Below are 24,886 nucleotides of genomic sequence, written 5' to 3' on the forward strand. Positions count from 1 at the left end.
CATGCAATCGGTATAAAAGTATTTTTGCTTAATAATATCGATTGCTTTTATTATAGAAAGGAGTGATGGAAAACCAATAAATTATTAAACAACTCGCTAATCAAAAAAATAATTAAAAAGGAGGGTTTTGTATGAAAAAAACGTTTAAATTGTTATTGGTGCTGGTGCTTTCGCTTACACTTGTTTTTGGATTAACAGCACCAATACAAGCAGCTTCTGATACTGCAGTAAGTAATGTTGTCAATTACTCGACAGATGTAATCTATCAGATTGTCACTGATAGATTTGTTGATGGAAATACCAGTAACAATCCAACTGGTGACTTGTATGATCCAACACATACAAGTTTAAAAAAGTACTTTGGCGGAGACTGGCAGGGTATTATCAACAAGATAAATGATGGATATCTAACAGGCATGGGTGTAACAGCAATTTGGATATCTCAACCTGTAGAAAATATTTATGCAGTCTTACCTGATTCAACTTTTGGTGGGAGTACATCGTACCATGGTTATTGGGCTCGTGATTTTAAGAAAACAAATCCATACTTTGGAAGCTTTACTGATTTTCAAAATTTGATCAATACAGCTCATGCCCATAACATAAAAGTAATTATTGATTTTGCACCCAATCATACTTCACCTGCATCTGAAACAGATCCTACTTATGCTGAGAATGGAAGGCTATACGACAATGGAACATTGCTTGGTGGGTATACAAACGATACAAACGGGTATTTTCATCATTATGGAGGAACAGATTTTTCATCTTATGAAGATGGTATTTATCGCAACTTATTTGATTTAGCAGATTTAAATCAACAGAATAGTACAATCGATTCATATTTAAAATCAGCAATTAAGGTGTGGCTTGATATGGGAATAGATGGTATACGTTTAGATGCTGTAAAACATATGCCATTTGGATGGCAGAAAAATTTTATGGATAGCATATTGAGCTATAGGCCCGTATTTACATTTGGAGAGTGGTTCCTTGGAACGAATGAAGTTGATGCGAATAACACATACTTTGCAAATGAAAGCGGTATGAGTCTTTTGGACTTTAGGTTTTCTCAAAAAGTAAGGCAGGTATTTAGGGATAATACAGATACTATGTATGGACTTGATTCAATGATTCAATCAACTGCATCTGATTATAATTTTATAAATGATATGGTTACTTTTATTGATAATCATGATATGGATAGATTCTATAATGGCGGTTCTACTCGTCCAGTTGAACAAGCATTAGCATTTACATTGACTTCACGAGGAGTACCTGCTATATATTATGGAACAGAACAGTACATGACAGGCAACGGAGACCCTTATAATAGAGCTATGATGACGTCATTTAATACGTCAACTACAGCATATAATGTAATTAAAAAACTTGCTCCTTTGCGTAAATCCAATCCTGCAATTGCTTATGGTACTACTCAGCAACGTTGGATAAACAATGATGTTTATATATACGAAAGAAAATTTGGAAATAATGTTGCTCTTGTTGCTATAAATAGAAACCTCTCAACAAGTTATAATATTACAGGGTTGTATACAGCGCTTCCTGCTGGTACTTATACTGATGTTCTTGGCGGACTTTTGAATGGTAATAGTATTTCTGTCGCAAGTAATGGTTCTGTAACACCATTTACACTTGGTGCCGGTGAAGTTGCAGTATGGCAGTATGTAAGTTCAAGTAGTTCTCCGTTGATAGGACATATTGGACCAACAATGACAAAAGCAGGACAAACTATAACAATAGATGGAAGAGGTTTTGGTACGACAACCGGACAAGTTTTGTTTGGTTCAACGGCTGGTACTATTGTCTCTTGGAATGATACAGAGGTAAAAGTAAAAGTTCCTTCAGTGACGCCTGGTAAATATAATGTATCATTAAAAACTTCAAGTGGTACTACAAGCAATACTTATAATAATATTAACATTCTTACAGGCAATCAGGTATGTGTTAGATTTGTTGTAAATAATGCAAGTACAGTATATGGAGAGAATGTTTATCTTACTGGTAATGTGGCTGAGCTAGGAAACTGGAATACGTCAAAAGCAATCGGACCAATGTTTAATCAGGTAGTATATCAGTATCCTACATGGTATTATGATGTAAGTGTTCCAGCGGGCACAACAATACAATTTAAGTTTATAAAGAAAAATGGCAATACGATAACATGGGAAGGTGGTAGTAATCATACTTATGCAGTTCCATCATCTGGTACTGGCACTGTAATTGTAAATTGGCAACAGTAAATAAAATAATAAGGGCCAAGAGATCTAATTGTTTTGATTTCTTGACCTTTAATTTATTCTTAATCTATGTACTTATCTTAAACTTGTTAACAGCAGCCATTAATGTATTAGCAATAGCATTTAAATCTCTTGCATATTTTAATATCTCATCTATCGCTTCTTTTTGAGTTTCAGCAGATGAGGAGATCTCTTCAGTAGATGCTGCCGTTTCTTCAGTTACAGATGCTATATTTTCAATAGATGTTATCATATTAGTTTTACTTTGCGATATCTTTTCCATCGAATTATTTAATTTTTTTAGTTCACTGACAATACAATTTACAGCTGACTGAATATCATAGAAAGTATGTATTGTTTTGTCCAATGCTTTATTTTGTTCTTCTATTGATGAGGTAGCATCTTCAACAATTTTATATGTTGTATCTATGTTAGTTTGTATCTCTCTTATTATCTGTTCTATAGTATTAGCTGCTTTCGATGACTGACTTGCCAGTTTTCTGACTTCATCAGCAACAACAGCAAATCCTTTGCCACTTTTACCTGCTCTTGCTGCCTCTATAGCAGCATTTAGCGATAGAAGATTAGTTTGATCTGCAATTGAAGTTATTGTTTCTATGATATTGCCAATCTCTATTGATTTTTTCTTAAGATATGAGGTCGATTCTTTTACTTTATTCTGCATTAAATCAGTTAATTTAGATTTCTCACTTAAATCTTTTATATTTTCGATTCCTTGATTAGTAGCGTAAATTACATTGTTTGTTTCATTGTTTATGTTTTCTGAATTCTTAATTGCAATATCTACATGTTTACTTAATTCATCCGTAAGTGATGCACTATTTTCAGCATCTTTAGCTTGTTCTTGAGCGCCTTCTGCGATTTCTTTCATTGCAATAGCGACTTCATTTGTTATTATTTCAGCTTTTTGCGATGAAGAAGTCAACTTTTCGGAGTAAAAATTAACATTGTTTGCGGCATTAAATACTTCTATTATGAGATTTTTAATGCCATCAATCATTTCATTAAAACCATTTGCAAGCAATCCAATTTCATCTTTTGCTTTTATATTTATTTTTTGAGTTATGTTTCCTTTTGAAGCTTCATTCATGATTTGCATGATCTTCTTTATATTAGATGTAATGCCTTTTGAGAAAAAATATGCTATTAGAAGCCCTATCAGGAGGCATATTAAGCTAAACAAAATTATATTATACTTTATTTGTGACACACTATCATTGAATTCTGAAGAATTCATATCAACAACTGCTTTCCAACCGAAGTTACTGAGATTTTTTATCGTTGCAAATTTTATTATTCCGTTATCAGAGTATTGAAAGGTAGTATCATTTAAAGAAATCATCTTTTTGCCATAATTTTTTTTGGTTATATAAGTAAAAAGGTTATTTTTATCTTTACTTGCTAATATAATACCATCTTTTGATAAAATATATACATTCCCAGTTTTACCTATCGCAATTGATGAAATCATATTAGAAAGGGAATCAAGGTTAATGTCAAAGGCTAAAACACCTATTACATCAGAGGCAGCAGATGTTAATGAACTTTTAACAGCTTTTGATACAGTAAAAACTGCACCGTTTGTACCATTATTACTGTAGGGCCCTGTCCATATTATTGAGTTGGGATTTTCTACTGCGTCTTTGTACCATTTTTGTGCCGTTGGATCATAATTCGAATCAAGAGGCAAATCTGGTGATTGAATCATTTTTTTGTCAGTTGTTGCAAAATAAATTATTGATATTTTACTGTTCTTTGTATTTAAAATATTTGTGAATAAGTCTTGAAGACTTTGATTATCTGTTGCAAAATCTGTTTTGCCGTAATTTAATAATTGACTGCTATCAGATAAAATGGTAATCTGAGTTTCTACATCATTTTTAAAAAGATTTACATAATTATTTATAAGCCCAAGAGTATCCTTGTTAGAAATGTCGATGCGAGCATTTAGAATTTGAGTAGATTTGTTTGCAGACATATAACCTGTAAATGTAAGTGGCAAAATTATAATTAAAGCAATAAAAATCATTAACTTAGTAAAAATGCTTTTGTTGTTTATTACAAGTTTTTGCAAATTTGGCTTAATTAAATTTAATTTTTGCTTATGAGTGGTTTGAGGTATTAACAATTTTTTGCTCATAATTACTCCTCCTCTAAGTTAAATAAGCAAAGAACACAAACGATTGCATAATAATATTATAACATTAATACATAAAATTGCAAATGGAATATATAGAATAGTTTGAAATTAACATCGCTTTGTTTATGTTTAATGAAATTTAATAAAAATCGTAATTACAAAAATTTAAAAACAATTATATAATAGCATTGATTGAAATGTTAAGTAACTTTTGTAATAAACAAAAAATAATAATTTTTATAAAAAATATATTGACAATATTTGAATCTGGAGATACAATTATATTAGATATGGCGCAAGCGATTGCAAATTTTATTTGCAGTTAGGCGCTTTTAAAAATAGTGTCAAAGAAAGCGATTGCTGTAATTTAATAGTAATCACTAAGGGGATGATAATAGTAAAAGATTATGATTGTGAAGTTTGTCTGCAGCATTTTTTAGTTAATGTACGTCAATTTGTTATTATGTTGAAGAAAGATAAAGTGCGTTGTCGTTTTATTTGGTTTTAGAACTTATATATAGAAAATCTATGTAAAGCAGTGACAGATATGCAATAACTACACATGTAAACATTGTAATAAAAGCTTATATTGAAGTTTGAAATAAAATTTTGGGATATACCCAAAAAAATCATAAAATTTTATTTTGTGAGGAGGATTTACATGAAAAAGTACACAAAAATTTTTGCAATACTTACTGCCGTGGTATTGCTATTATCAGTTGCTTTAACCGGCTGTGGAAGCAGCAAGACAAATGAATCAAAGTCTTCAGATAATAGTTCTAATAACACTGCTCAGACACAGCAAAAAAAGGAGCCAGTTGAATTAACGGTATGGTCACATTTGACAGATCCTGAAATAGCTAAGGTACAAGAAATCGCTAACAAATGGGCTCAAGAGACAGGCAATAAAGTAAAAGTATTGGCTGATCAGAGTGATTTCCAGGCATTTTCTACGGCAGCTCAGAGCGGTAAAGGGCCAGATATTATGTTTGGATTGCCCCATGATAATCTTGGAACATTCCAAAAGGCTGGACTTTTAGCGGAAGTACCTGACGGAGTCATTAATAAATCTGATTATGTCCCGATGAGCATAGATGCAGTTTCATATGATGGAAAAATGTACGCAATACCATTATCAATGGAGACATACGGACTTTTCTACAATACAAGCAAAATTCAAACTCCTCCAGCTACACTTGACGACTTGATTAAGCTTGGACAGCAAGTTGGATTCCAGTATGATATAAATAATTTCTACTACAGCTTTGCATTTATGGCTGCTTATGGTGGTTATGTATTTAAAAATAATGGAGGAGCTCTCGATCCAAACGATATAGGATTAAATAATGATGGTGCGAAAAAAGGTTTGTCTTTGATAAGGGATTTTGTAAAAACTTATAAGTTTATGACTGCCGATATTAAAGGCGATATAGCTAAAGGCAATTTCCAAAATGGAAAGATAGGACTTTATATAAGTGGTCCGTGGGATGTTGATGGGTTTAAGAAAGCAAATGTTCCTTTTAAAGTAGCTCCATTGCCAACAGTCGATGGAAAGCCGATGCCTTCATTTGCTGGTGTACAGGCAGCTTTTGTAAGCGCTAATTCTAAACATCAACAAGAAGCATGGGATTTATTAAAATATCTTGCTCAAAATACGGCATTGCCTCTTTTTGAAACAGGTAATAGAATTCCAGTTCTCAATTCTGTGTTAAACAATGATGAAGTTAAAAACAATGATATTTTAAATGCATTTGCTGAACAAGCTAAGAATGCTATTCCTATGCCAAACATTCCTGCTATGACAGCAGTTTGGACACCGGCTGGTAATGCACTGCAGCTTGTAACATCAGGTAAAGCAACTCCTGATAAGGCAGCAGATGATATGGTCAATCAGATAAAGCAGGGTATTGCTACTCAGCAATAAATAAAGGGGCTAAATGCCCCTTTCCAATTATTTTAGAGGGAGGACATTTTATGAAGACAGGAACAAAAATTCGGGACAAATTGACACCTTATGCGTTTTTGTCACCTGCAATATTATCAATGACAGTATTAAGTTTCTTACCTATTGCATATACTATATATATTGCGTTTACTAACTTCAGCTTAAATCATTTTAAACAATATCAATTTGTAGGATTTAAAAACTTTATAGATATTATCAATGGACCGTTAAGAACGGTTTTTTTACCAGTGCTTTTATGGACGGTGGTTTTTGCAGCGATAGCAACATTGGCTAATTATGTCATAGGTTTATTTTTAGCGGTTTTACTCAACAACAAAAATATGTGGGAAACGAATATTTATAGAGCTATACTTATAATTCCCTGGGCATTGCCATCAACAATTGCAATATTAGCTTGGCAGGGTCTGTATAATCAAGATTATGGTGGGATAAATACTTTGTTAAGTTACTTGCATATTTCAAAAATTCCTTGGCTTACTGATCCGTTCTGGGCAAGAGTGGGAATAATAATTGCCAGTGCGTGGATGGGATATCCCTTTATGATGAATGCATCTTTAGGTGGATTACAAGCCATACCACCAGAATTATATGAAGTAGCAGATTTGGATGGTGCTACTTGGTTTCAAAAGTTAAGACTTATAACACTTCCTATGCTTATGTCATCGGCGCTGCCACTTATTATCTCATCATTTGCTTTTAATTTTAATAATTTCGGTTCCGTGTTTTTGATAACTGGTGGAGGTCCTCCAAGAACAGATACGGCTTTTGCTGGTACTACAGATTTACTTGTAAGTGCGGCTTATAAAATGACAATGCAATTTAATAGATACGATTTGGCATCAGCATTGTCAATAATTATATTTTTGATAATTGGGACATTAAGCTATGTAAATATGAGGATGACGCATGCATTTGAGGAGGTGGACTAGATTGATGGATTCAGCTAATGCAAATATGAATAAAAAGAAATTAAAAGAAGATCGAAAAATGCGTCCAAATGAGAAAGTTACTTTGTGGGTTAGCAGAGTTATAATCTGGATTTTTATTGTAATAATTCTTTTCCCTGTAGCATGGGTTGTAGGTGCTTCGTTAGGGACAGGTGATGCTTTTTTCTCTGGTACGATTTTTCCAAAGCAAGTAAGCTTTCAAAATTATATAGACTTGTTTCAGAAAACACAACTATTAACATGGATAAAAAACAGCATGATTTTGTGCTTTGGTGTGGCGATCATACAATCTATTTTAACATCTACTTCCTCATATGCATTTAGCAGAATGAAATTCGTTGGAAGAAAAAATGGATTAATGACCCTTTTGATTTTACAGATGTTTCCGACATTTATGTCTTTGCCAGCGATATACGGAATTTTGGCAAAATTAGATTTGCTCGATAACTTGTATGTATTTATATTGGTACTTGCAGGTGGCAGTGCTTTTAATATATGGCTTCTAAAAGGTTATATAGATGGATTGCCAAAAGAACTTGATGAAGCGGCATTGGTTGATGGTGCATCATATTGGCAAATATTTATTAGAATAATATTGCCACTTACTGCACCTATGCTTGTTGTAATATTTTTGTTTAGCTTTATAGGGACATATAGCGAATTTATATTATCGAGTGCTGTACTGAAATCGCCTGAGAGTTATACTGTAGCACTTGGACTGCAAAGATTTATTACAAATCAATTTTCAGCCCATTGGACATTATTTGCGGCAGCGTCTGTTGTAGCATCATTGCCTCTTGTAATTATATTTATGGCTTTGCAGAGGTATTTGCAGCAGGGACTTGCAGCTGGTGCTGTAAAAGGATAAAAGGATAAAATGTTACACATGGAACAAACTGTAAACACTGGAATGTATTCCAGTGTTTTTTTGTATATTATGGGCGTTTAATGTTAAAAATAATAGTGTTTTGATTTTATTAAAAAGTTCGGAGGTAAGAGATGAGTAAAAAAGTTGGTATTCCAAAAGGACTTTTATACTACAACTTTTATCCTATGTGGAAAACATTTTTTGAAGAACTGGGTGCTGAAGTGGTTACTTCAAGTGATACATGCAAAAAAATAATTGATGATGGCATCAAGACTTGCGTGGATGAAACCTGCCTTCCTGTCAAGACATTTATAGGTCATGTGATTGATTTAAAGGAAAAAGGTATTGATTATATATTTGTTCCACGAGTTATAAGCGTAGAAAGACGTAGATATCTTTGTTCAAAATTTTTGGGTTTGCCTGACTTAGTGAGAAATCTGATTTCTGATTTGCCACAAATAATAGATATGAAGATTGATTACTATCGTGGAGAAGAGTTTATGGAAAGAGAAATTTTGAGAGTTGGCAAGCTGTTTGTTGATAGCACAAGTAAAATTAAAGACGCATACGAAAAATCTTTAAAAAGGCAAAGGACTTTTGAATGCATTATTAGAGAAGGATTTTCAAATACAGAAGCAATAAAGATTATGGAAGGGGAAAAATTAGATGCAAATACAAAAGGGGATTTAAAAATAGCTTTATTAGCCCATTCCTATGACATAATGGATGATTATTTATCTATGGGATTGATAAATAGGCTTAAGAATATGGGAGCTTATGTGCTTACGACAAATATGATAGAAAGAGATAAAATTGAAAATGGTGCCAGCAAACTTCAAAAAGATTTATTTTGGACTTACGGAAGGGATATTTTAGGTGCAGGTAAATATTTTATCGAGAGCAAAGAAGTGGACGGGGTAATATCTGTTTCTGCTTTTGGATGTGGGCCAGACTCTATCACTGATGACCTTTTAGAAAGGGATTACAAGAGAGATGGCGGGATTCCATTTATGCCCATAACCATTGATGAACATACTGGTGAGGCAGGTTTAAATACTAGGTTAGAAGCCTTTATGGATTTGTTAAGATGGCGAAAAGGAGAGATTATGGCATGAAAATAACATATCCACATATGGGTTCATTAAATATGATACTGAAGACGATGTTTGAAGGAATCAATATAGATGTTGTAGAGCCACCACCTGTAACTAATAAAACACTATCAATTGGAGTAAAATACTCGCCTGAGTTTGTTTGTCTCCCATATAAGATAAATCTTGGGAATTTTATAGAAGCGCTTGAAAATGGCGCTGATACTATAATAATGTTGGGTGGTATAGGTCCTTGCAGATTTGGTTATTATGGACAAGCACAAAGAGAAACATTGATTGATCTTGGATACAAGTTTAATATGATAATATTAGATCCGCCTCACGGAAGGTTAATTGGTTTTTTAAAAGAACTTTCATCGTATTTTCCAGACGTATATTGGAGAGATGCTTTAAAGGCTTTTATTTTTGCTGTTCAAAAAATGATAATTGCTGATAAATTTGAAAAGAAGCTTTTAATCTTAAGAGCACATGAGAATGAAACAGGAATTACGACTAAAATTTTTGAAAAATATATAGACGGAATAAAAAATGCTAAAAACAAAAGAGAACTAGATGATATTTATAGAGAAGGATTGAAGAAGTTGAAACAAAATGCAACCATAAAAAGAGAGATTCAGCTTAAGATTGCTTTGGTAGGGGAAATATATCTTATGCTTGAGCCTTTTTCTAATTTAGATATTTGCAGATCGTTGAATGAATTAGGTATAGAAGTTACTAAAACTGATTTTCTTTCAGATTATTTGATAAACAGTGCTTTTAAATTGCCTCAAAGAATGGAATTTAAAAAATATGCGCATGGGTATTTAGAAAGGGATATCGGCGGTCACGGTTTAAATACTGTCGCAAATACTGTAAAATATGCAGAAAAAAATTACGATGGGATAATACAAATTTTTCCTTTTACTTGTACACCTGAAATTGTTGCAGAAGGAATAATTGCCAAAATAAGTAGCGATAAGAATATACCAGTTATGTCTTTAAGTTACGATGAAAAGACTGGTGAAGCTGGGTATCAGACAAGATTAGAAGCCTTTAAAGATTTATTGGAGAGGAGGAGATTGAAAAATATAAAAAAATATTAAAATTTTTATCTGGATATCGAAAAAATTATAAATTATTGGTATACTTATATTTGTATATAAATAGATTTTATTTTTTTATGGAAGATCGACTATGAGGTGATTTTATGAATGAACTTGGTGATATATTAAAAAATGCGAGATTAAAAAAAGGAATGACACTTGACGATCTTCAGGAGATTACGAAAATTCGTACAAGATATTTGAAAGCGATAGAAGACGGCGATTTTAATGTAATCCCAGCTTTAGTTTACGCTAAAGGTTTTGTAAAGAGTTATGCAGAGGCTGTAGGATTAGATGCAAATGATCTATTAAAAAAGTATAGCTATCTTTTTGAGGAACCTAAAGAAAAGGATGATGTAGTACAACATGCAACTACACTTTTAGAAGAAGAAAGTTCTTTTGATTTATCAGCACTCCTTAGAAGGTTTATAAAACCATTTATAGGAGTTTTGGTGGTGTGCCTTTTTGCATTTGGTATATATTACATGGTAAGCCAGATAAACAAAGGACTGGCTCCTCTCCCAAGTGCAGAGCAAAGCTCTAATAACACTACCCATAAAATACAAAATGATAACAGAGACAATACAACAGCCAATAATGTTTATAGCAATAACGAAAAAAACACTACTTTCAACTTGGTAAACAGCACGAAAAGCGAATTTGATTATAAAATTTCACCTGCCGATAATTCATACAAAGTCGATCTATCTATACCTGGACAAAAATGTTGGGTTAGTGTGAAAGTGGATGGTGTGGATACTTATCAGTATTTGATGACATCAGGCATGATAAAAACTTTTGATGTCAAAAACAGCATAGAAATCTTGATGGGTAATCCTCCAGATGCTAAAATAACAGTAGATGGCAAAGAAATACCACACATTGATATTCCAGCACCAGTAACTGTAAAACTTGAAAAATGAGAAAGGGGTATTACATGATAAGACAAGCTGTATATCATAAAAGCGATGTTCCGTTTGCATATCCTTTAAATAAGGATGAGCTTCATATAGTCTTGAGAACTGCTTCTTCAGACATAAAAAAATGTTACATTTTTTATCGTGACAGGTATGATTGGATGGGTAAGTTCAAAGTAAAAGAAATGTTTTTAACTCAATCAAATGAATTATTCGATTATTATGAAACGACAATTAAACTGAACAAAAAATTTGCATACTTTTTTTATTTAATATCTAATAGGAACGAAAAAGTTTATTACACAGAATCAGGATTCTACCAAAGGAGACCAGAAAATAGTTTTCACGGATTCTTTCAGTATCCTTATATATGTGACATGGACGTTTTTTTTGCACCAAAATGGACAAGCGATTGCATTGTATATCAAATATTTCCTGATAGGTTCAACAATGGAGATAAATCAAATGATCCAGAAAATGTGAGACCTTGGGGTGAGAAACCTGAATCAACTACATTTTTTGGAGGAGATATACAGGGAATTATTGATAAAGTTGAATATCTTAAGGATCTTGGAATTAATGCAATATATATGACACCGATATTTTTGTCACCGTCAACGCATAAATACAATACAACAGATTATTATAAAATAGATCCTCATTTTGGTGACACTCATAAGGCTAAAGAATTAATTGATAAATGTCACAAAAATGGGATAAGAGTTATTTTTGATGCTGTCTTCAACCATTGTGGTTATGACTTTTTCGCATTTCAAGACGTGATTAAGAATGGAAAAGACTCAAAATATTGGGACTGGTTTAATATCTATGAATGGCCTATAAAAACAACACCTATTCCATCGTATGAAGCATTTGCGGATCATGAATGGAGAATGCCGAAACTTATGACCAAAAATCCTGATGTACAAGAGTATTTGCTTAATGTTGCCGAATATTGGATTAAAGAAGTTGACATCGACGGTTGGAGGCTTGACGTCGCAAATGAAATAGACCATCATTTTTGGAGAAGATTTAGGGAGATTGTGAAAAAAGCGAAGCATGATGCCATAATTGTTGGTGAGGTTATGCATGATGCATCACCTTGGCTTTATGGTGACCAGTTTGATAGCGTCATGAATTATCCTTTTAAGAATGCTCTTGTTGACTTTTTTGCAAAAAGAAGAATAGATGCAAAACGATTTAACACTATTATAACTGAACATTTGATGAGGCATATGGATGGTGTTAATAGGGCTATGTTAAACCTAATAGGAAGCCATGATACAGAGAGATTTTTGACAATGTGCAATGGTATGGTAGTGCGGATGAAGCTGGCATTGGTCTTCCAATTTACATATATTGGAGTTCCATATATATATTATGGAGATGAAGTTGGTATGGTTGGTGGTTATGATCCAGATTGTAGAAGATGTATGATTTGGAATGAAGAAAAACAAAACTTAAAATTATTTAATTTTTATAAAACGCTTATTTCTTTGAGAAAGGAAAATGAAGAACTAAGATATGGAACATACAAGACACTTTATGCAAGAGATGGAATTATAAGCTTCAAAAGGGAATACAAAGGTAAATCTATTATTGTAATAATAAATGATAGCAGCAAAGAGCATTCAATATTATTAAATGGCGTACAAGGGAAACTAGATATTTTAGGAATGGGCAAGATAAAAATAAGGGGTAAAATTGTATCATTAGAGCCAAACTGTGCCTATATTTTGAAATAAATCAATGAATATTTTAAGTTAATCTTTATGTTTTAAGCCGGACAAATAGTCCGGCTTAAAACATATGAATTTTAACGTTTTATATACATTAATTCGTAGTATTCTTTAAGCATTCTATTTGCTGAAAAGGCATCATAGGTTGTTTTAATGCTTTCTCTCATCATATTTTCCCATTTTGCTTTATCGTTGTAATATGTTGGTACAACTTTATTTAACAATACATCGTACAAAGCTTCTAAGTCATGTTTATCTAAAATTTCCACATCATCAGATTCAAATCCATCGCCAAATTGCCAGCCATTTACATCGTCAATGCAAGCTTCAGGCCACCAGCCATCTAAAATACTTAAGTTTAATACACCGTTCATAGCAGCTTTCATACCAGATGTACCGCTTGCTTCCTTTGGCCTTCGAGGATTGTTAAGCCAAACATCGGAACCTCTTGTCAACATTTTGCCTATTGTCATATCATAATCAGGAAGAAATACGACACTTTCTGGGTATTTTTTGGTCATCTCAATTAGTTTTGCGACAATTTTTTTACCAACATCGTCTAAAGGATGTCCTTTTCCGGAAAACACCATTTGTATTTTTCTTGATTTTAAGTACTCACCTATAACTTCATCATTTGTGAAAATTAGGTCACTTCTCTTGTAAGGAGCAGCTCTTCTTGAAAAGCCTATTAACAATTTATCAGAATCAAGTTTTACACCAGTGCGATCATATACAAAATCAATTAATTCTTGTTTTATTATATTATGTGTTTTCAGGAGATTTTCACCTTTATTGTATGCTTCCGTAATTCTATTATCTACCCATGTCTTTCTATCAATACCGTTTGTAATTGATATGATTGGAGCTGCATTGTCAACATGTGCCCACATTTTGTTTGCCGTCTGACCATGTAATTTTGCGACACCGTTTGCGATTCGTGAAAGTCTTAGCCCCGCAACAGTCATATTAAAAGGAACTCCGCCTATTTGAGCCATTTGCTCAATTGTTAGACCATTGTTTGCACCCATGTACATGAGAAGCTCTATGTTGTGAGATTCGTTTCCTTCAATTACAGGTGTATGTGTTGTAAATACAACTTCTTGTCGTGTTGCATTCCAAGCTTCATTAAACATCATATTTTTATTTTCCATTTTCTCCCGTATAAGCTCTAATGCTGCTAATGCTGCATGGCCTTCATTGAAGTGATAGACATCGACGTCAATTCCCAACGCTCTTAAAGCCCTTACGCCACCGATTCCAAGCACGATTTCCTGTGCTACTCTTTCTTCGCCAAACCAACCGTAAAGTTGTCCTGTTATCCATCTGTCTCCATTCTCAGGTATGTCTGTATCTAAAAGATACAGTGGAGCATTGTCAAAACTATCTACAAGCCAGACTTTGCAGTATACATCTTGATTTCTAATTTTAACTTTTACTTTTACACCTGTATCTTTTAGAAAATCGTATTTGTAGTTATGATATGCATCATAAGGATAACCGTCTTCGCCTATATGCTGTTCTGTATAACCTTGTTTCCATAGTATACCGATGCCTACAAGCGGCATGCCTAATTCTTTTGCGGCTTTTAAATGATCACCTGCTAAGATTCCAAGACCTCCAGCGTAAAGTTTAAAATCTGAATGAAGCCCATACTCCATGCAAAAGTATGCTACTCTTGGAAGTTTTCCTCTATCCATATTATACCTCCTTATAAAACTTTTAAGTATATTATAATATTAAAAAATCAGCAATGCAATGGGTTGCACAAAATTTTGTAGTCAAATGGATGTTTAAGTAACCTTATTTGAGATTTGTGAATATTATGCAGTATATATTAAAATATGGCTAAGTGCCATCTTTCCATATTGTGATTGGGGTGAGATTATGGAGGCAAATGAGAGATATGGAAGAGATTATCACTACTATAAAGAATACGAAAAGCTGTATGGAAGCCTTGATATTTTTAGATTTTTAGCTGCAAAAAGATTAAATGAGCTTGGCGAATATGAAGAGTGGAAAGACTATAAAGAATTCAAAGATTGGCTTTCATCAAGAGAAATAGCTGACTGGAAAACCTCGAAAGATTATTTAGATTGGGAAAGAAAAAAGTTAGATTTCTAAATTATTTTTAGACTCCTATAAAAAATTATAGGAGTTTTTTTAAAATTATGTAGTATAATAGATATAGGACCCGGCGAGGTGATTTATATGTCCTTTTCGTCTATCACAAAAAACGAGTTGTCAAGAATATACCCCGACGATAACTGTTGCAAATTAGCTGAACTTGCTGCTTTGATAAGAACAATTGGTTCAATATCTATATATGGTCATCAAAGAATTAGTTTAAGTCTTGTAACTGAAAATGCTTCTGTAGCAAGATTGGCATTTAAGCTTTTAAAAGATATATTCAATGTCGTGGCAGAGGTGATGGTGAGGAGAAATAGCCAACTAAAAAAATCTTTAAGTTATTTGATCTTAGTCTCTGACAAAGACGCAGCCGAGAACATATTGAGAGAAGTTGGACTTTTAAAGTATGACAGTGAAGGTAGTAAGTTAAATTATGGCATAGACAAAAGCATTGTTAGCAAAAAGTGTTGCAAAAAAGCCTATATTAGGGGGGCTTTTCTTGGAGGCGGTTCGATTAGCGATCCAGAAAAGGCGTACCATTTGGAATTTATAACGCACAATTTAGATCATGCTAAGGATTTAAGCAAATTAATAAATAATTATCATTTGCATTCAAAAATTATTGCAAGAAAAAATAATTATGTAGTATACTTAAAAGAGGGAGAACAAATAGTAGATGTCCTAAACATAATGGGGGCACATAATTCCTTATTAAACTTAGAAAATATACGCGTATATAAAGACATAAGGAATAATGTAAACAGGCTTGTTAATTGCGAGACTGCTAATCTAACAAAGACCATCAATGCATCATTGAGGCAGATAGAGAATATAAATTATATAAAGAACAGCGTAGGGCTTAATTATCTCCCGGATAATTTAAAAGAGATTGCAGAAAAAAGGCTTAAATATCCAGATATAAGCCTTAAAGAATTGGGTCAAATGCTAGATCCTCCTGTTGGAAAATCAGGAGTAAATCATAGATTAAGAAAAATTGAAGAAATAGTATCAAAATTAAAAGAGAGGAGAGTCAACAATTATGACTGAAAAGACAGTAGAAATTAAAAATAAGACAGGTCTTCATGCGAGACCAGCAGCTTTATTTGTACAAGCGGCTAGCAAATTTTCATCACAGATATGGGTGGAAAAAGAAAATAAAAAGGTAAATGCAAAAAGCATCATGGGTATTATGTCATTAGGTGTTGCACAGGGAAATACAGTGAAACTTATCGCTGATGGCAGCGACGAACAAGAAGCAATTAAGGCACTTGTTGATCTAATTGATTCAAAATTTGGAGAAGAATAATCTAAAAAGGTTTCTTAGGAAACCTTTTTTGCATGAAGGATGATTTTTTTATGACTAAAAATGAGAGGGTGCTGGAGTATCTAAAAAGCCTGCCAGAAGGAACCAAAATATCAGTAAGGAGTTTAGCGCAGGCTTTAAAGATAAGCGAAGGCACTGCATATAAAGCCATAAAAGATGCAGAAAGCATGTACATTGTGACAACTATTCCGAGAGCAGGTACCATAAGGACAAAGCCTAAAAGCAAGTCCTTTGATAGACTGACCTACGAGGAAATAAAGAATGTTGTGGATGGAATTGTTTTAGGCGGAGAGAATGGGCTCAATATAGAGCTTAATAAATTTTTGATAGGCGCCATGACAACTGAAGAAATGGTAAAATATATTCAACCCGGTGATCTTATTATACTCGGCAATAGAGATAATGCACAGATGGCAGCATTAAAAGCAGGTGCTGCCGTCCTTATAACAGGTGGATTTGATGCTAAAATAGAAGTTAAAACTTTGGCAGATAAGCTTTCATTGCCATTGATCTCTACTACTTATGATACCTTTACTGTGGCAACCTTAATAAACAAAGCAATCAATGAGAGGATGACTAAGAAGAGGATACTGCTTGTAAGCAATATCATGTCATCTAATCCTATCTACATGACGACAAATCAGACAGTAAATGATTGGAAGGCATTGCTAAATAAGACAAGCCATACAAGGTATCCTGTTGTAGATGAAAGCGGTACTTTGGTTGGAATAGTTACATCAAGAGAAATAGCTAAAGCTGACGATAATGATAAAATAGGAGATATAATGGCCAGAAATCCAATATACGTCACTGAAACTACAACTGTAGCTTTCGCAGCTCATCTCATGATATGGTGGAATATAGAGGTTTTGCCTGTTACCAATAATAAAGAACTTGTCGGCATAATAAGTCGGGAAGATGTGATAAAAGCGCTTCAGTACATGGCAAAACAACCTCAGATCGAGGAGACTATCAATGACACATTATTAAAAGACTTTCATGCTGAGAAAACTCAGGATGGGATGAAATTTTATGGTACGATACCGCAAAACATGGTAAACCAATTGGGAACAGTCAGCAGTAGCGCCCTCATGATGCTTATGAGCGAATGTGGCATATCATCAGTAACGAGAAATAAAAGATTTGATGCTGTTGTAGATAATTTTTTGGTTTATTTTATAAGGCCTCTACAAGCTGAAAAAACAATTGAGGTTAATACTTCTATTATTGACTACAGCGGTAATTTTTGCAAAGTTGAGATATCGGTTTTATACGAAGAAACAATGATTGCAAAAGCGCTGATGTCTTTGAGGCTTTTAAAGAACAAAAAACTTTTTTAAGGTGATTATGATGTTTGTACATTTGCACGTTCACAGCGAATACAGTCTTCTTGATGGTTCATGCAGAATAAAAGAGCTTATAAAGAGGACAAAAGAGCTTGGAATGAACTCTATAGCTATTACAGATCATGGCGTCATGTACGGTGCCATTGACTTTTACAAAGAAGCCGTATCTTATGGTGTAAAACCTATAATTGGATGTGAGATTTACGTCTCTCCAAGATCACTATACGATAAAGAATACGGCATAGATAATCTAAACTACCATTTAATTTTACTATGTAAAAACATGACTGGATATGAAAATTTGATGAAAATTGTCTCAAAGGCATCTATTGATGGTTTTTACTATAAACCGAGGATTGATCATCAGTACTTAAAAGAACACAGTGAAGGTCTGATAGCGCTTAGCTCATGTCTTGGCGGTGAAATACCATCATATCTCATATCTGATGATTATGAAAAAGCTAAAGAGACTGCTATTTTTTATAACTCTATTTTTGGAACAGGTAACTTTTATTTGGAGCTTCAATACCACGGTTTAAGCCAACAAGAAAAAGTAAATTCAGAATTGATAAAGCTTTCACAAGAGCTAAACATACCTCTTGTGGCTACAAATGATGTTCACTACCTTAAAAAAGAGGATCATTTGGCACATGAAGTCCTTTTGTGCATCCAGACAGGTAAAAATATGGATGATTCTGACAGGATGTCATTTCCAACAGATCAGTTTTATTTAAAATCACCTGATGAGATGTATGAGATGTTTTCTTATTGCAAGGAAGCTTTGGAGAATACGGTAAAAATTGCTGATATGTGCAATCTGGAATTTGAATTTAATAAAACGAAGCTTCCTAAGTTTGAAGTGCCAGACGGCATGAAGTCTGATGAATATTTGAGAAAGTTATGTATTGATGGGTTATATAAAAGGTATCCAAATCCAACTGATGAAGTGATGGAAAGGCTAAACTACGAGCTTTCTGTGATAGAAAAGATGGGATATGTTGATTACTTTTTAATCGTTTGGGATTTTATTAAATTTGCCCGCGACAATGGAATAATGACTGGTCCTGGAAGGGGTTCGGCTGCAGGAAGTCTTGTGGCATACTGCCTCGGCATAACAAAGATTGATCCTATAAAGTACAATCTTCTTTTTGAAAGATTTTTGAATCCTGAAAGAGTAAGCATGCCAGATATAGACTCTGACTTTTGCTATGAGAGAAGACAAGAAGTAATTGATTATGTAGTCAAAAAGTATGGAGAAGACAGAGTGGCTCAGATAATAACATTTGGTACAATGGCTGCCAGGGCTGCCATAAGAGATGTGGGGCGTGCCTTAAACTTCCCTTACGCTGAAGTTGATGTCATTGCAAAAATGATACCTTTCGAACTGGGTATGACTATAGATAAAGCAATCGAGTTAAATCCAGAGCTAAAAGATAAGTACGAAAAAGACGAGAAGATTAGGCGATTAATTGATATTTCAAGATCTCTTGAAGGTCTTCCGAGGCATGCTTCTACACACGCTGCTGGCGTAGTTATATCCAGTGAACCACTGGTTAAATACGTGCCACTTCAAAAAAATGAAGGCTCTATTGTCACACAGTTTACAATGACGACTTTGGAAGAATTAGGTCTTTTAAAGATGGATTTTTTAGGTTTAAGGACACTTACTGTCATAAGAGATACTTTGGATATCGTAAAAGAGACCAGAGGAATAGATGTTGACATAGACAGTATTGACTTTGAAGATAAAGAAGTTTATGCACTGATAAGCAGAGGTGATACTGAGGGCGTATTTCAATTAGAGTCATCTGGAATGAAACAGTTTATGACAGAGCTAAGGCCAGAAAAGTTGGAAGATGTAATAGCGGGTATATCGCTTTATAGACCGGGACCGATGGATCAAATACCAAGATACATAGAAAATAAAAATAACCCTGAGAATATAAAGTATGAACATCCACTTCTTAAACCAATTCTTGATGTCACATACGGTTGCATGGTGTATCAGGAACAAGTTATGCAAATAGTAAGGGATCTGGCAGGGTATTCATTGGGAAGGTCTGACTTGGTTCGCCGTGCTATGGCGAAGAAAAAAATGAAGGTCATGGAGGAAGAGAGAAAAAACTTCATTTATGGAATTAAGGATGAAAATGGGAATTACGTTGTACCGGGAGCTGTAAATAGAGGCGTCGATGAAGCTACAGCTAACAGGCTTTTTGACGAAATGATAGATTTTGCCAATTATGCATTCAATAAATCTCATGCTGCAGCTTATGCTGTTGTGGCATTTCAAACAGCATATTTAAAGCGGTATTATCCTGTTGAATTCATGGCTGCATTGCTTAATAGCTTTGTTGATAATACGGACAAGGTGGCTTTTTATGTACAAGTTCTAAAAAAGATTGGTATACAGATTTTGCCGCCAGACATAAATGAAAGCTATTCCTACTTTACCGTCGTCAATGGCAAAATCAGATTTGGCCTTGCTGCTGTTAAGAATGTTGGGTTAAACGCCACTCTGGAAATTGTAGAAGACAGAAAGAAAAATGGCAGGTACACTTCTATCATAGACTTTTTTGAGAGAATAGACGAAATGCAATTAAACAAGAAGGCCGTTGAAAGTCTCATAAAAGCTGGTGCATTCGATTCATTTGGTGTCTACAGATCTCAATTATTGGCTGTTTACGAAGGCATCATGGAAAGCATTCATAGAAGCAGAGAGAAAAATATAAAGGGACAGATGTCTTTATTTGAAAGTGATTCAGAAAGCCATAAAATCGACTATTCGCTTCCAGATATCAAAGAATTTTCTAAAGGCGTAATACTTTCTATGGAAAAAGAGACTATGGGGCTTTATATTAGCGGTCATCCACTTGACGAATATCAAGACGACATACGAAGAATAGCAAATTGTACAACCAGAGACTTGAAAAATAGCGATGATTCGTTTGTAAAAAAATCTGCCTTTGATGATCAGGATGTTGTTTTGGTAGGGATTGTAGAGAGCAAAAAAATAAAGTTTACAAAAAATAACAATATGATGGCTTTTGTAAATCTTGCAGATTTGTATGGTACCATCGAAGTCATCGTATTTCCTGCTGTGTACGAAAGGTATTCAAAATTTTTAAGTGAAGATCTCCCTGTTATAATAAAGGGCAAAGTCAGTTTAAGAGAAGATGAAGAGCCAAAGATTTTATGCGATGAAGTCGAACCACTTACACACAGGATAAGGGAAAAACTGTGGCTTAATGTAAAAGAACAAAAAGATGTGGAAAAGATTAAGGGCATCTTAACAAAATACAAGGGAAACATTCCGGTTTTTATAAGATATGAAAATAAAAATCTGGCAGCACAAAAAGATCTTTGGGTAAATGGTGCAAATGAGCTTTTGGATGAACTTGCAAGTGTACTGGGAAAAGAAAATGTTAAAATTGTATAACGCGTAAATATATATTGATATTATACAAAAAATAAATTAAAATAGTAGTTAGAATATTCAAGGAGGCCTTTTTATGTGGACTGTTATATATATGGCGCATAGCATGGAAGTTGCAGAAAAGGTCAAAGATGTGCTGACAAAAGAAGGCTTTTTGGTAAAATTAAAACCATTGAAAAAAAATGTAGACAATAACGACGGCTACTGTGAAGTCATGGTTCCTAATTCAGAAGCTCAGGATGCACAGAATATTATTATTGAATATGGTCTTTAATTACCCCTTAAAAGGGGGACTTTTAATAAAATGGGACATATAATGACCCGGTTGGTAAGGAGGATATATTATGAGAACAATAGGTGTTTTAACAAGTGGTGGAGATGCACCAGGCATGAATGCTGCTATAAGGGCAGTAGTAAGATGCGGCATATATAACGGGCTAACAGTGAAAGGCATCATGAGAGGTTATCAAGGGCTCATAGACGACGAGATAGAAGACATGACATTGTCATCTGTAGGAGACATAATTCAAAGAGGTGGTACAATACTTCGCACAGCCAGAAGTGCAGAATTTAAGACAAAAGAAGGAAGAGCTAGGGCTGCAGAGGTATTGAAAAAGCACAATATTGAGGGTCTGGTAGTAATAGGGGGGGACGGTTCTTTTAGAGGTGCACAGCTTTTAAGCAATGAACATGGTGTTAATACAATCGGTATCCCTGGAACTATTGACAATGATATACCGTGTACAGATTATACAATTGGCTTTGATACTGCTTGCAATACTGCTATAGATGCTATAAACAAGATTAGAGACACAGCAACATCACACGAAAGAGCAAACATTATAGAGGTAATGGGAAGAAATGCTGGGTACATAGCGCTTTATGCAGGACTTGCTGGAGGAGCAGAGATTATAATAATACCTGAAGTTAAATTTGACATTGATGAAGTTTGTGAAAAAATTTCGTATGGCATAAAGAGGGGCAAGCTGCATCACATAATTGTATTGGCTGAAGGCGTAATGAGCGGTCTTGAGCTATCAAAGATGATTCAAGAGAGGCTTCCAAAATTGGATTTAAGGCATACGACGCTGGGCCACATACAAAGAGGCGGTGCACCTACTGTCATGGACAGGGTTATGGCAAGCCAAATGGGATCAAGAGCTGTAGAGCTTTTATTAGAAAACAAATCTCAAAGGATAATAAGTATAAGAAATAATCAGATTGTTGATGATGATATTGATACCGCATTGGCAATGAAAAAAGAGTTTAATTTAAAGCTTTATGAACTCAGCAAAATATTATCAATTTAAGGAGTGAAGATATGCGTAGAACTAAGATAATATGTACGATTGGTCCTGCCAGTGAAAAGTATGAGATATTGAGAGAGCTTATAGAAAGTGGTCTTAATATCTGCAGACTGAATTTTTCACATGGTGACCATGAAGAGCATGGAAGCAGGATAGATAATATTATAAAGATTAGAGAAGAGCTTAATCTGCCTATAGCAATTATGCTTGATACAAAAGGACCTGAAATAAGGACTGGCAAATTTAAAGGCGGTATTGCAGAGCTAAAAGAAGGTCAGACATTTACGGTGACATCAAGGGAAATTGAAGGAGATAATACTATTTGCTCTGTTTCATACAAGGGGCTTCCTCAAGATGTGGGGAGAGGTTCTCGCATATTGATTGATGACGGGTTAGTATCATTGAAGGTCAATGACGTAAAAGGCGAAGATATAATATGCACTGTGGAGAATTCTGGTACAATAGGTGACCACAAAGGTGTAAATGTGCCTGGTACAAAGCTTAATTTGCCTGCTATAACGCAAAAAGATGTAGATGACATAGAGTTTGGAATAAAAAAAGGAATCGACATGATTGCAGCGTCTTTTGTTAGAAAAGCAGCGGATGTAATAGCTATAAGGAGATTGTTAGAAGACAATGACGCTGGTCATATACTTATTATATCAAAAATTGAAAATCGCGAAGGTGTGGAAAATATCGACGAAATAATTAAGGTTTCTGACGGCATAATGGTTGCCCGCGGTGATTTAGGTGTTGAAATTCCTATAGAGGAAATACCTATAGTTCAGAAAAGGATAATTGAAAAATGCAATAAAGCAGGTAAACCAGTTGTCACTGCTACCCAGATGCTTGATTCTATGATAAGAAATCCAAGGCCCACAAGGGCAGAGGTGACAGATGTGGCCAATGCCATATTGGACGGTACTGATGCGATAATGTTGTCTGGTGAAACAGCACAAGGCAAATATCCGGTAGAAGCTTTTAAGACAATGTCAAAGATAGCTGAAAAAATTGAAACGTATATAAATTACAAAGAAAATTTAGATAAAAATGTGGATTACAATATTTCTATGACAAACGCTATAAGCCATGCTACATGCACTACCGCAAGAGATATAGGTGCGACTGCCATTATTACATCTACAATATCAGGCTATACTGCTCGAATGGTGTCTAAGTATAGACCGTCAGCACCTATAATTGCAGTGACGCCAAACAAAGATGTAGCAAGAAAGCTTAGCATCGTATGGGGTGTACATCCACTCATATCACAAGAAGTCAGCTCTACAGATGAAATGATAGAAGTATCAGTAAATACGGCTTTAAGTGAAGGCTTAATTCGAAATGGCGATATTGTAGTAATATCGGCAGGAATACCTGTCGCGACTACAGGCACGACAAATATGTTGAAGGTTCATATTGTGGGAGATGTAATAGTAAAAGGCACAGGCATAGGTACTAAATCCATAAGTGGTGTTGTTTCCATCATAAGAGATCCATACAAGGACAAAGATAAGTTCAGAGAAGGAGACATCATCGTTGCTCAAAAAACTGAAAGGGATTATATGCCTATAATTGAAAAGGCTTCGGCTATCATAACAGAAGAAGGCGGACTAACGTCACATGCTGCAATAGTTGGATTAAACTATGGATTGCCTGTCATTGTAGGATGTGAAGGAGTAACAGCTAAGCTAAAAGATGGAATGACGGTAACTCTCGATACTGCCAGAGGATTGGTCTACAAAGGCATAGTGAATATAAAATAGGACAGGAAGTCATCTTCTTGTCTTTATTTTTTGAGGTGATAATGAAATGTATACTTATGATGCAAAAGTAAGGGTCAGATATGGGGAAACAGATAAGATGAGCATAGTGTATCATGCAAATTATTTAAACTGGTTTGAAATAGGTAGGACAGAATTTTTCAGATCTTTAGGCATGACTTATCGAGAATTAGAGCAAAATAATGTCATGCTTCCAGTGATAGAAGCTAATTGCAAATACTTTTGGCCTGCAGAGTATGATGATGTAATAATTATAAAGACAAAAATAGGATTTTTAAAAGGCACCAGAATAAGGTTTGAGTACGATATAGTGAAAGAAGATGAAAATAAGCTTTTAGCACAAGGCATGACAGAACACCCATTTACGACACTTGACAGAAAACCTGTAAATATAAAAAAAGTTTTGCCTCATGTTTATGAAATGTTGAATAAATGCTATGATGATGGTGTTTAGATATTATTAGATAAAAAGTAAAAAGCTTGAATATAATTCAATAAATTGGTTATAA

The 24,886-nt window shown here is 34.3% G+C and carries 19 protein-coding genes; 17 read left to right on the plus strand and 2 right to left on the minus strand.

The genetic code is table 11. The features are described 5' to 3' along the window. Positions 1–131 precede the first annotated feature (131 nt). Positions 132–2,264 (plus strand): alpha-amylase family glycosyl hydrolase, encoded by a 2,133-nt coding sequence (locus tag THEXY_RS03215; protein WP_013787419.1) that lies wholly within the window; start codon positions 132–134, stop codon positions 2,262–2,264. A 64-nt stretch (positions 2,265–2,328) separates the two neighbouring features. Here the strand turns inward: THEXY_RS03215 and THEXY_RS03220 are convergent, their stop codons facing one another. After that, complete coding sequence (locus THEXY_RS03220; protein WP_013787420.1) at positions 2,329–4,422, minus strand: methyl-accepting chemotaxis protein; 2,094 nt, start codon at positions 4,420–4,422, stop codon at positions 2,329–2,331. 661 nt (positions 4,423–5,083) lie between these two features. Here THEXY_RS03220 and THEXY_RS03225 point away from each other — a divergent pair. The 7 genes from THEXY_RS03225 (at position 5,084) to THEXY_RS03255 (ending at position 13,059) form a co-directional block, all read left to right on the plus strand. Beyond that, on the plus strand, positions 5,084–6,346 hold the full coding sequence (locus THEXY_RS03225) for a sugar ABC transporter substrate-binding protein (protein WP_013787421.1): 1,263 nt from the start codon (positions 5,084–5,086) through the stop codon (positions 6,344–6,346). Positions 6,347–6,396: 50 nt separating this feature from the next. Next, positions 6,397–7,317 (plus strand): carbohydrate ABC transporter permease, encoded by a 921-nt coding sequence (locus tag THEXY_RS03230; RefSeq protein ID WP_013787422.1) that lies wholly within the window; start codon positions 6,397–6,399, stop codon positions 7,315–7,317. 4 nt (positions 7,318–7,321) lie between these two features. Continuing rightward, on the plus strand, positions 7,322–8,203 hold the full coding sequence (locus THEXY_RS03235; protein ID WP_013787423.1) for a sugar ABC transporter permease: 882 nt from the start codon (positions 7,322–7,324) through the stop codon (positions 8,201–8,203). Between the two features lie 131 nt (positions 8,204–8,334). After that, the gene (locus THEXY_RS03240) at positions 8,335–9,318 is read left to right on the plus strand and encodes an acyl-CoA dehydratase activase-related protein (protein WP_013787424.1); all 984 of its coding nucleotides are present in this window, start codon (positions 8,335–8,337) and stop codon (positions 9,316–9,318) included. Beyond that, positions 9,315–10,397 (plus strand): hypothetical protein, encoded by a 1,083-nt coding sequence (locus THEXY_RS03245; RefSeq protein ID WP_013787425.1) that lies wholly within the window; start codon positions 9,315–9,317, stop codon positions 10,395–10,397. The genes THEXY_RS03240 and THEXY_RS03245 overlap by 4 nt, the downstream gene beginning before the upstream one ends. 104 nt (positions 10,398–10,501) lie before the next feature. Beyond that, a complete protein-coding gene (locus THEXY_RS03250) occupies positions 10,502–11,320 on the plus strand; it encodes a helix-turn-helix domain-containing protein (protein WP_013787426.1) in 819 nt (272 codons plus the stop codon). Between the two features lie 14 nt (positions 11,321–11,334). Continuing rightward, on the plus strand, positions 11,335–13,059 hold the full coding sequence (locus tag THEXY_RS03255; protein ID WP_041592065.1) for a glycoside hydrolase family 13 protein: 1,725 nt from the start codon (positions 11,335–11,337) through the stop codon (positions 13,057–13,059). A gap of 71 nt (positions 13,060–13,130) precedes the next feature. Here THEXY_RS03255 and glgP read toward each other — a convergent pair whose 3' ends face one another. After that, positions 13,131–14,750 carry an alpha-glucan family phosphorylase gene (glgP, locus tag THEXY_RS03260; RefSeq protein ID WP_013787428.1) on the minus strand — a complete coding sequence of 540 codons (1,620 nt, stop codon included), beginning with the start codon at positions 14,748–14,750 and terminating at the stop codon, positions 13,131–13,133. 187 nt (positions 14,751–14,937) lie between these two features. Between glgP and THEXY_RS03265 the strand changes: the two genes are divergently transcribed. From THEXY_RS03265 to THEXY_RS03305, 9 genes are all read left to right on the plus strand, one after another. Continuing rightward, a complete protein-coding gene (locus THEXY_RS03265; protein WP_013787429.1) occupies positions 14,938–15,174 on the plus strand; it encodes a hypothetical protein in 237 nt (78 codons plus the stop codon). 87 nt (positions 15,175–15,261) lie between these two features. After that, positions 15,262–16,227 carry a DNA-binding protein WhiA gene (whiA, locus tag THEXY_RS03270; RefSeq protein WP_013787430.1) on the plus strand — a complete coding sequence of 322 codons (966 nt, stop codon included), beginning with the start codon at positions 15,262–15,264 and terminating at the stop codon, positions 16,225–16,227. Further along, positions 16,220–16,486: an HPr family phosphocarrier protein gene (locus THEXY_RS03275; RefSeq protein WP_013297295.1), complete on the plus strand. Its 267-nt coding sequence runs from the start codon at positions 16,220–16,222 to the stop codon at positions 16,484–16,486. Before whiA ends, THEXY_RS03275 begins: the two co-directional genes overlap by 8 nt. 50 nt (positions 16,487–16,536) lie before the next feature. Further along, the gene (locus tag THEXY_RS03280) at positions 16,537–17,844 is read left to right on the plus strand and encodes a DRTGG domain-containing protein (RefSeq protein ID WP_041592066.1); all 1,308 of its coding nucleotides are present in this window, start codon (positions 16,537–16,539) and stop codon (positions 17,842–17,844) included. A gap of 10 nt (positions 17,845–17,854) precedes the next feature. Next, positions 17,855–21,289 carry a DNA polymerase III subunit alpha gene (locus THEXY_RS03285; RefSeq protein WP_013787432.1) on the plus strand — a complete coding sequence of 1,145 codons (3,435 nt, stop codon included), beginning with the start codon at positions 17,855–17,857 and terminating at the stop codon, positions 21,287–21,289. Between the two features lie 73 nt (positions 21,290–21,362). After that, positions 21,363–21,560: a hypothetical protein gene (locus THEXY_RS03290; RefSeq protein WP_013787433.1), complete on the plus strand. Its 198-nt coding sequence runs from the start codon at positions 21,363–21,365 to the stop codon at positions 21,558–21,560. 70 nt (positions 21,561–21,630) lie between these two features. Next, on the plus strand, positions 21,631–22,596 hold the full coding sequence (gene pfkA, locus THEXY_RS03295; protein WP_013787434.1) for a 6-phosphofructokinase: 966 nt from the start codon (positions 21,631–21,633) through the stop codon (positions 22,594–22,596). Positions 22,597–22,607: 11 nt separating this feature from the next. Beyond that, the gene (gene pyk / locus THEXY_RS03300; RefSeq protein WP_013787435.1) at positions 22,608–24,359 is read left to right on the plus strand and encodes a pyruvate kinase; all 1,752 of its coding nucleotides are present in this window, start codon (positions 22,608–22,610) and stop codon (positions 24,357–24,359) included. A 46-nt stretch (positions 24,360–24,405) separates the two neighbouring features. Beyond that, the gene (locus THEXY_RS03305; RefSeq protein WP_013787436.1) at positions 24,406–24,831 is read left to right on the plus strand and encodes an acyl-CoA thioesterase; all 426 of its coding nucleotides are present in this window, start codon (positions 24,406–24,408) and stop codon (positions 24,829–24,831) included. The last annotated feature ends 55 nt before the right edge of the window (positions 24,832–24,886 follow it).

This window comes from Thermoanaerobacterium xylanolyticum LX-11 (genome assembly GCF_000189775.2).
Lineage (GTDB): Bacteria > Bacillota > Thermoanaerobacteria > Thermoanaerobacterales > Thermoanaerobacteraceae > Thermoanaerobacterium > Thermoanaerobacterium thermosulfurigenes.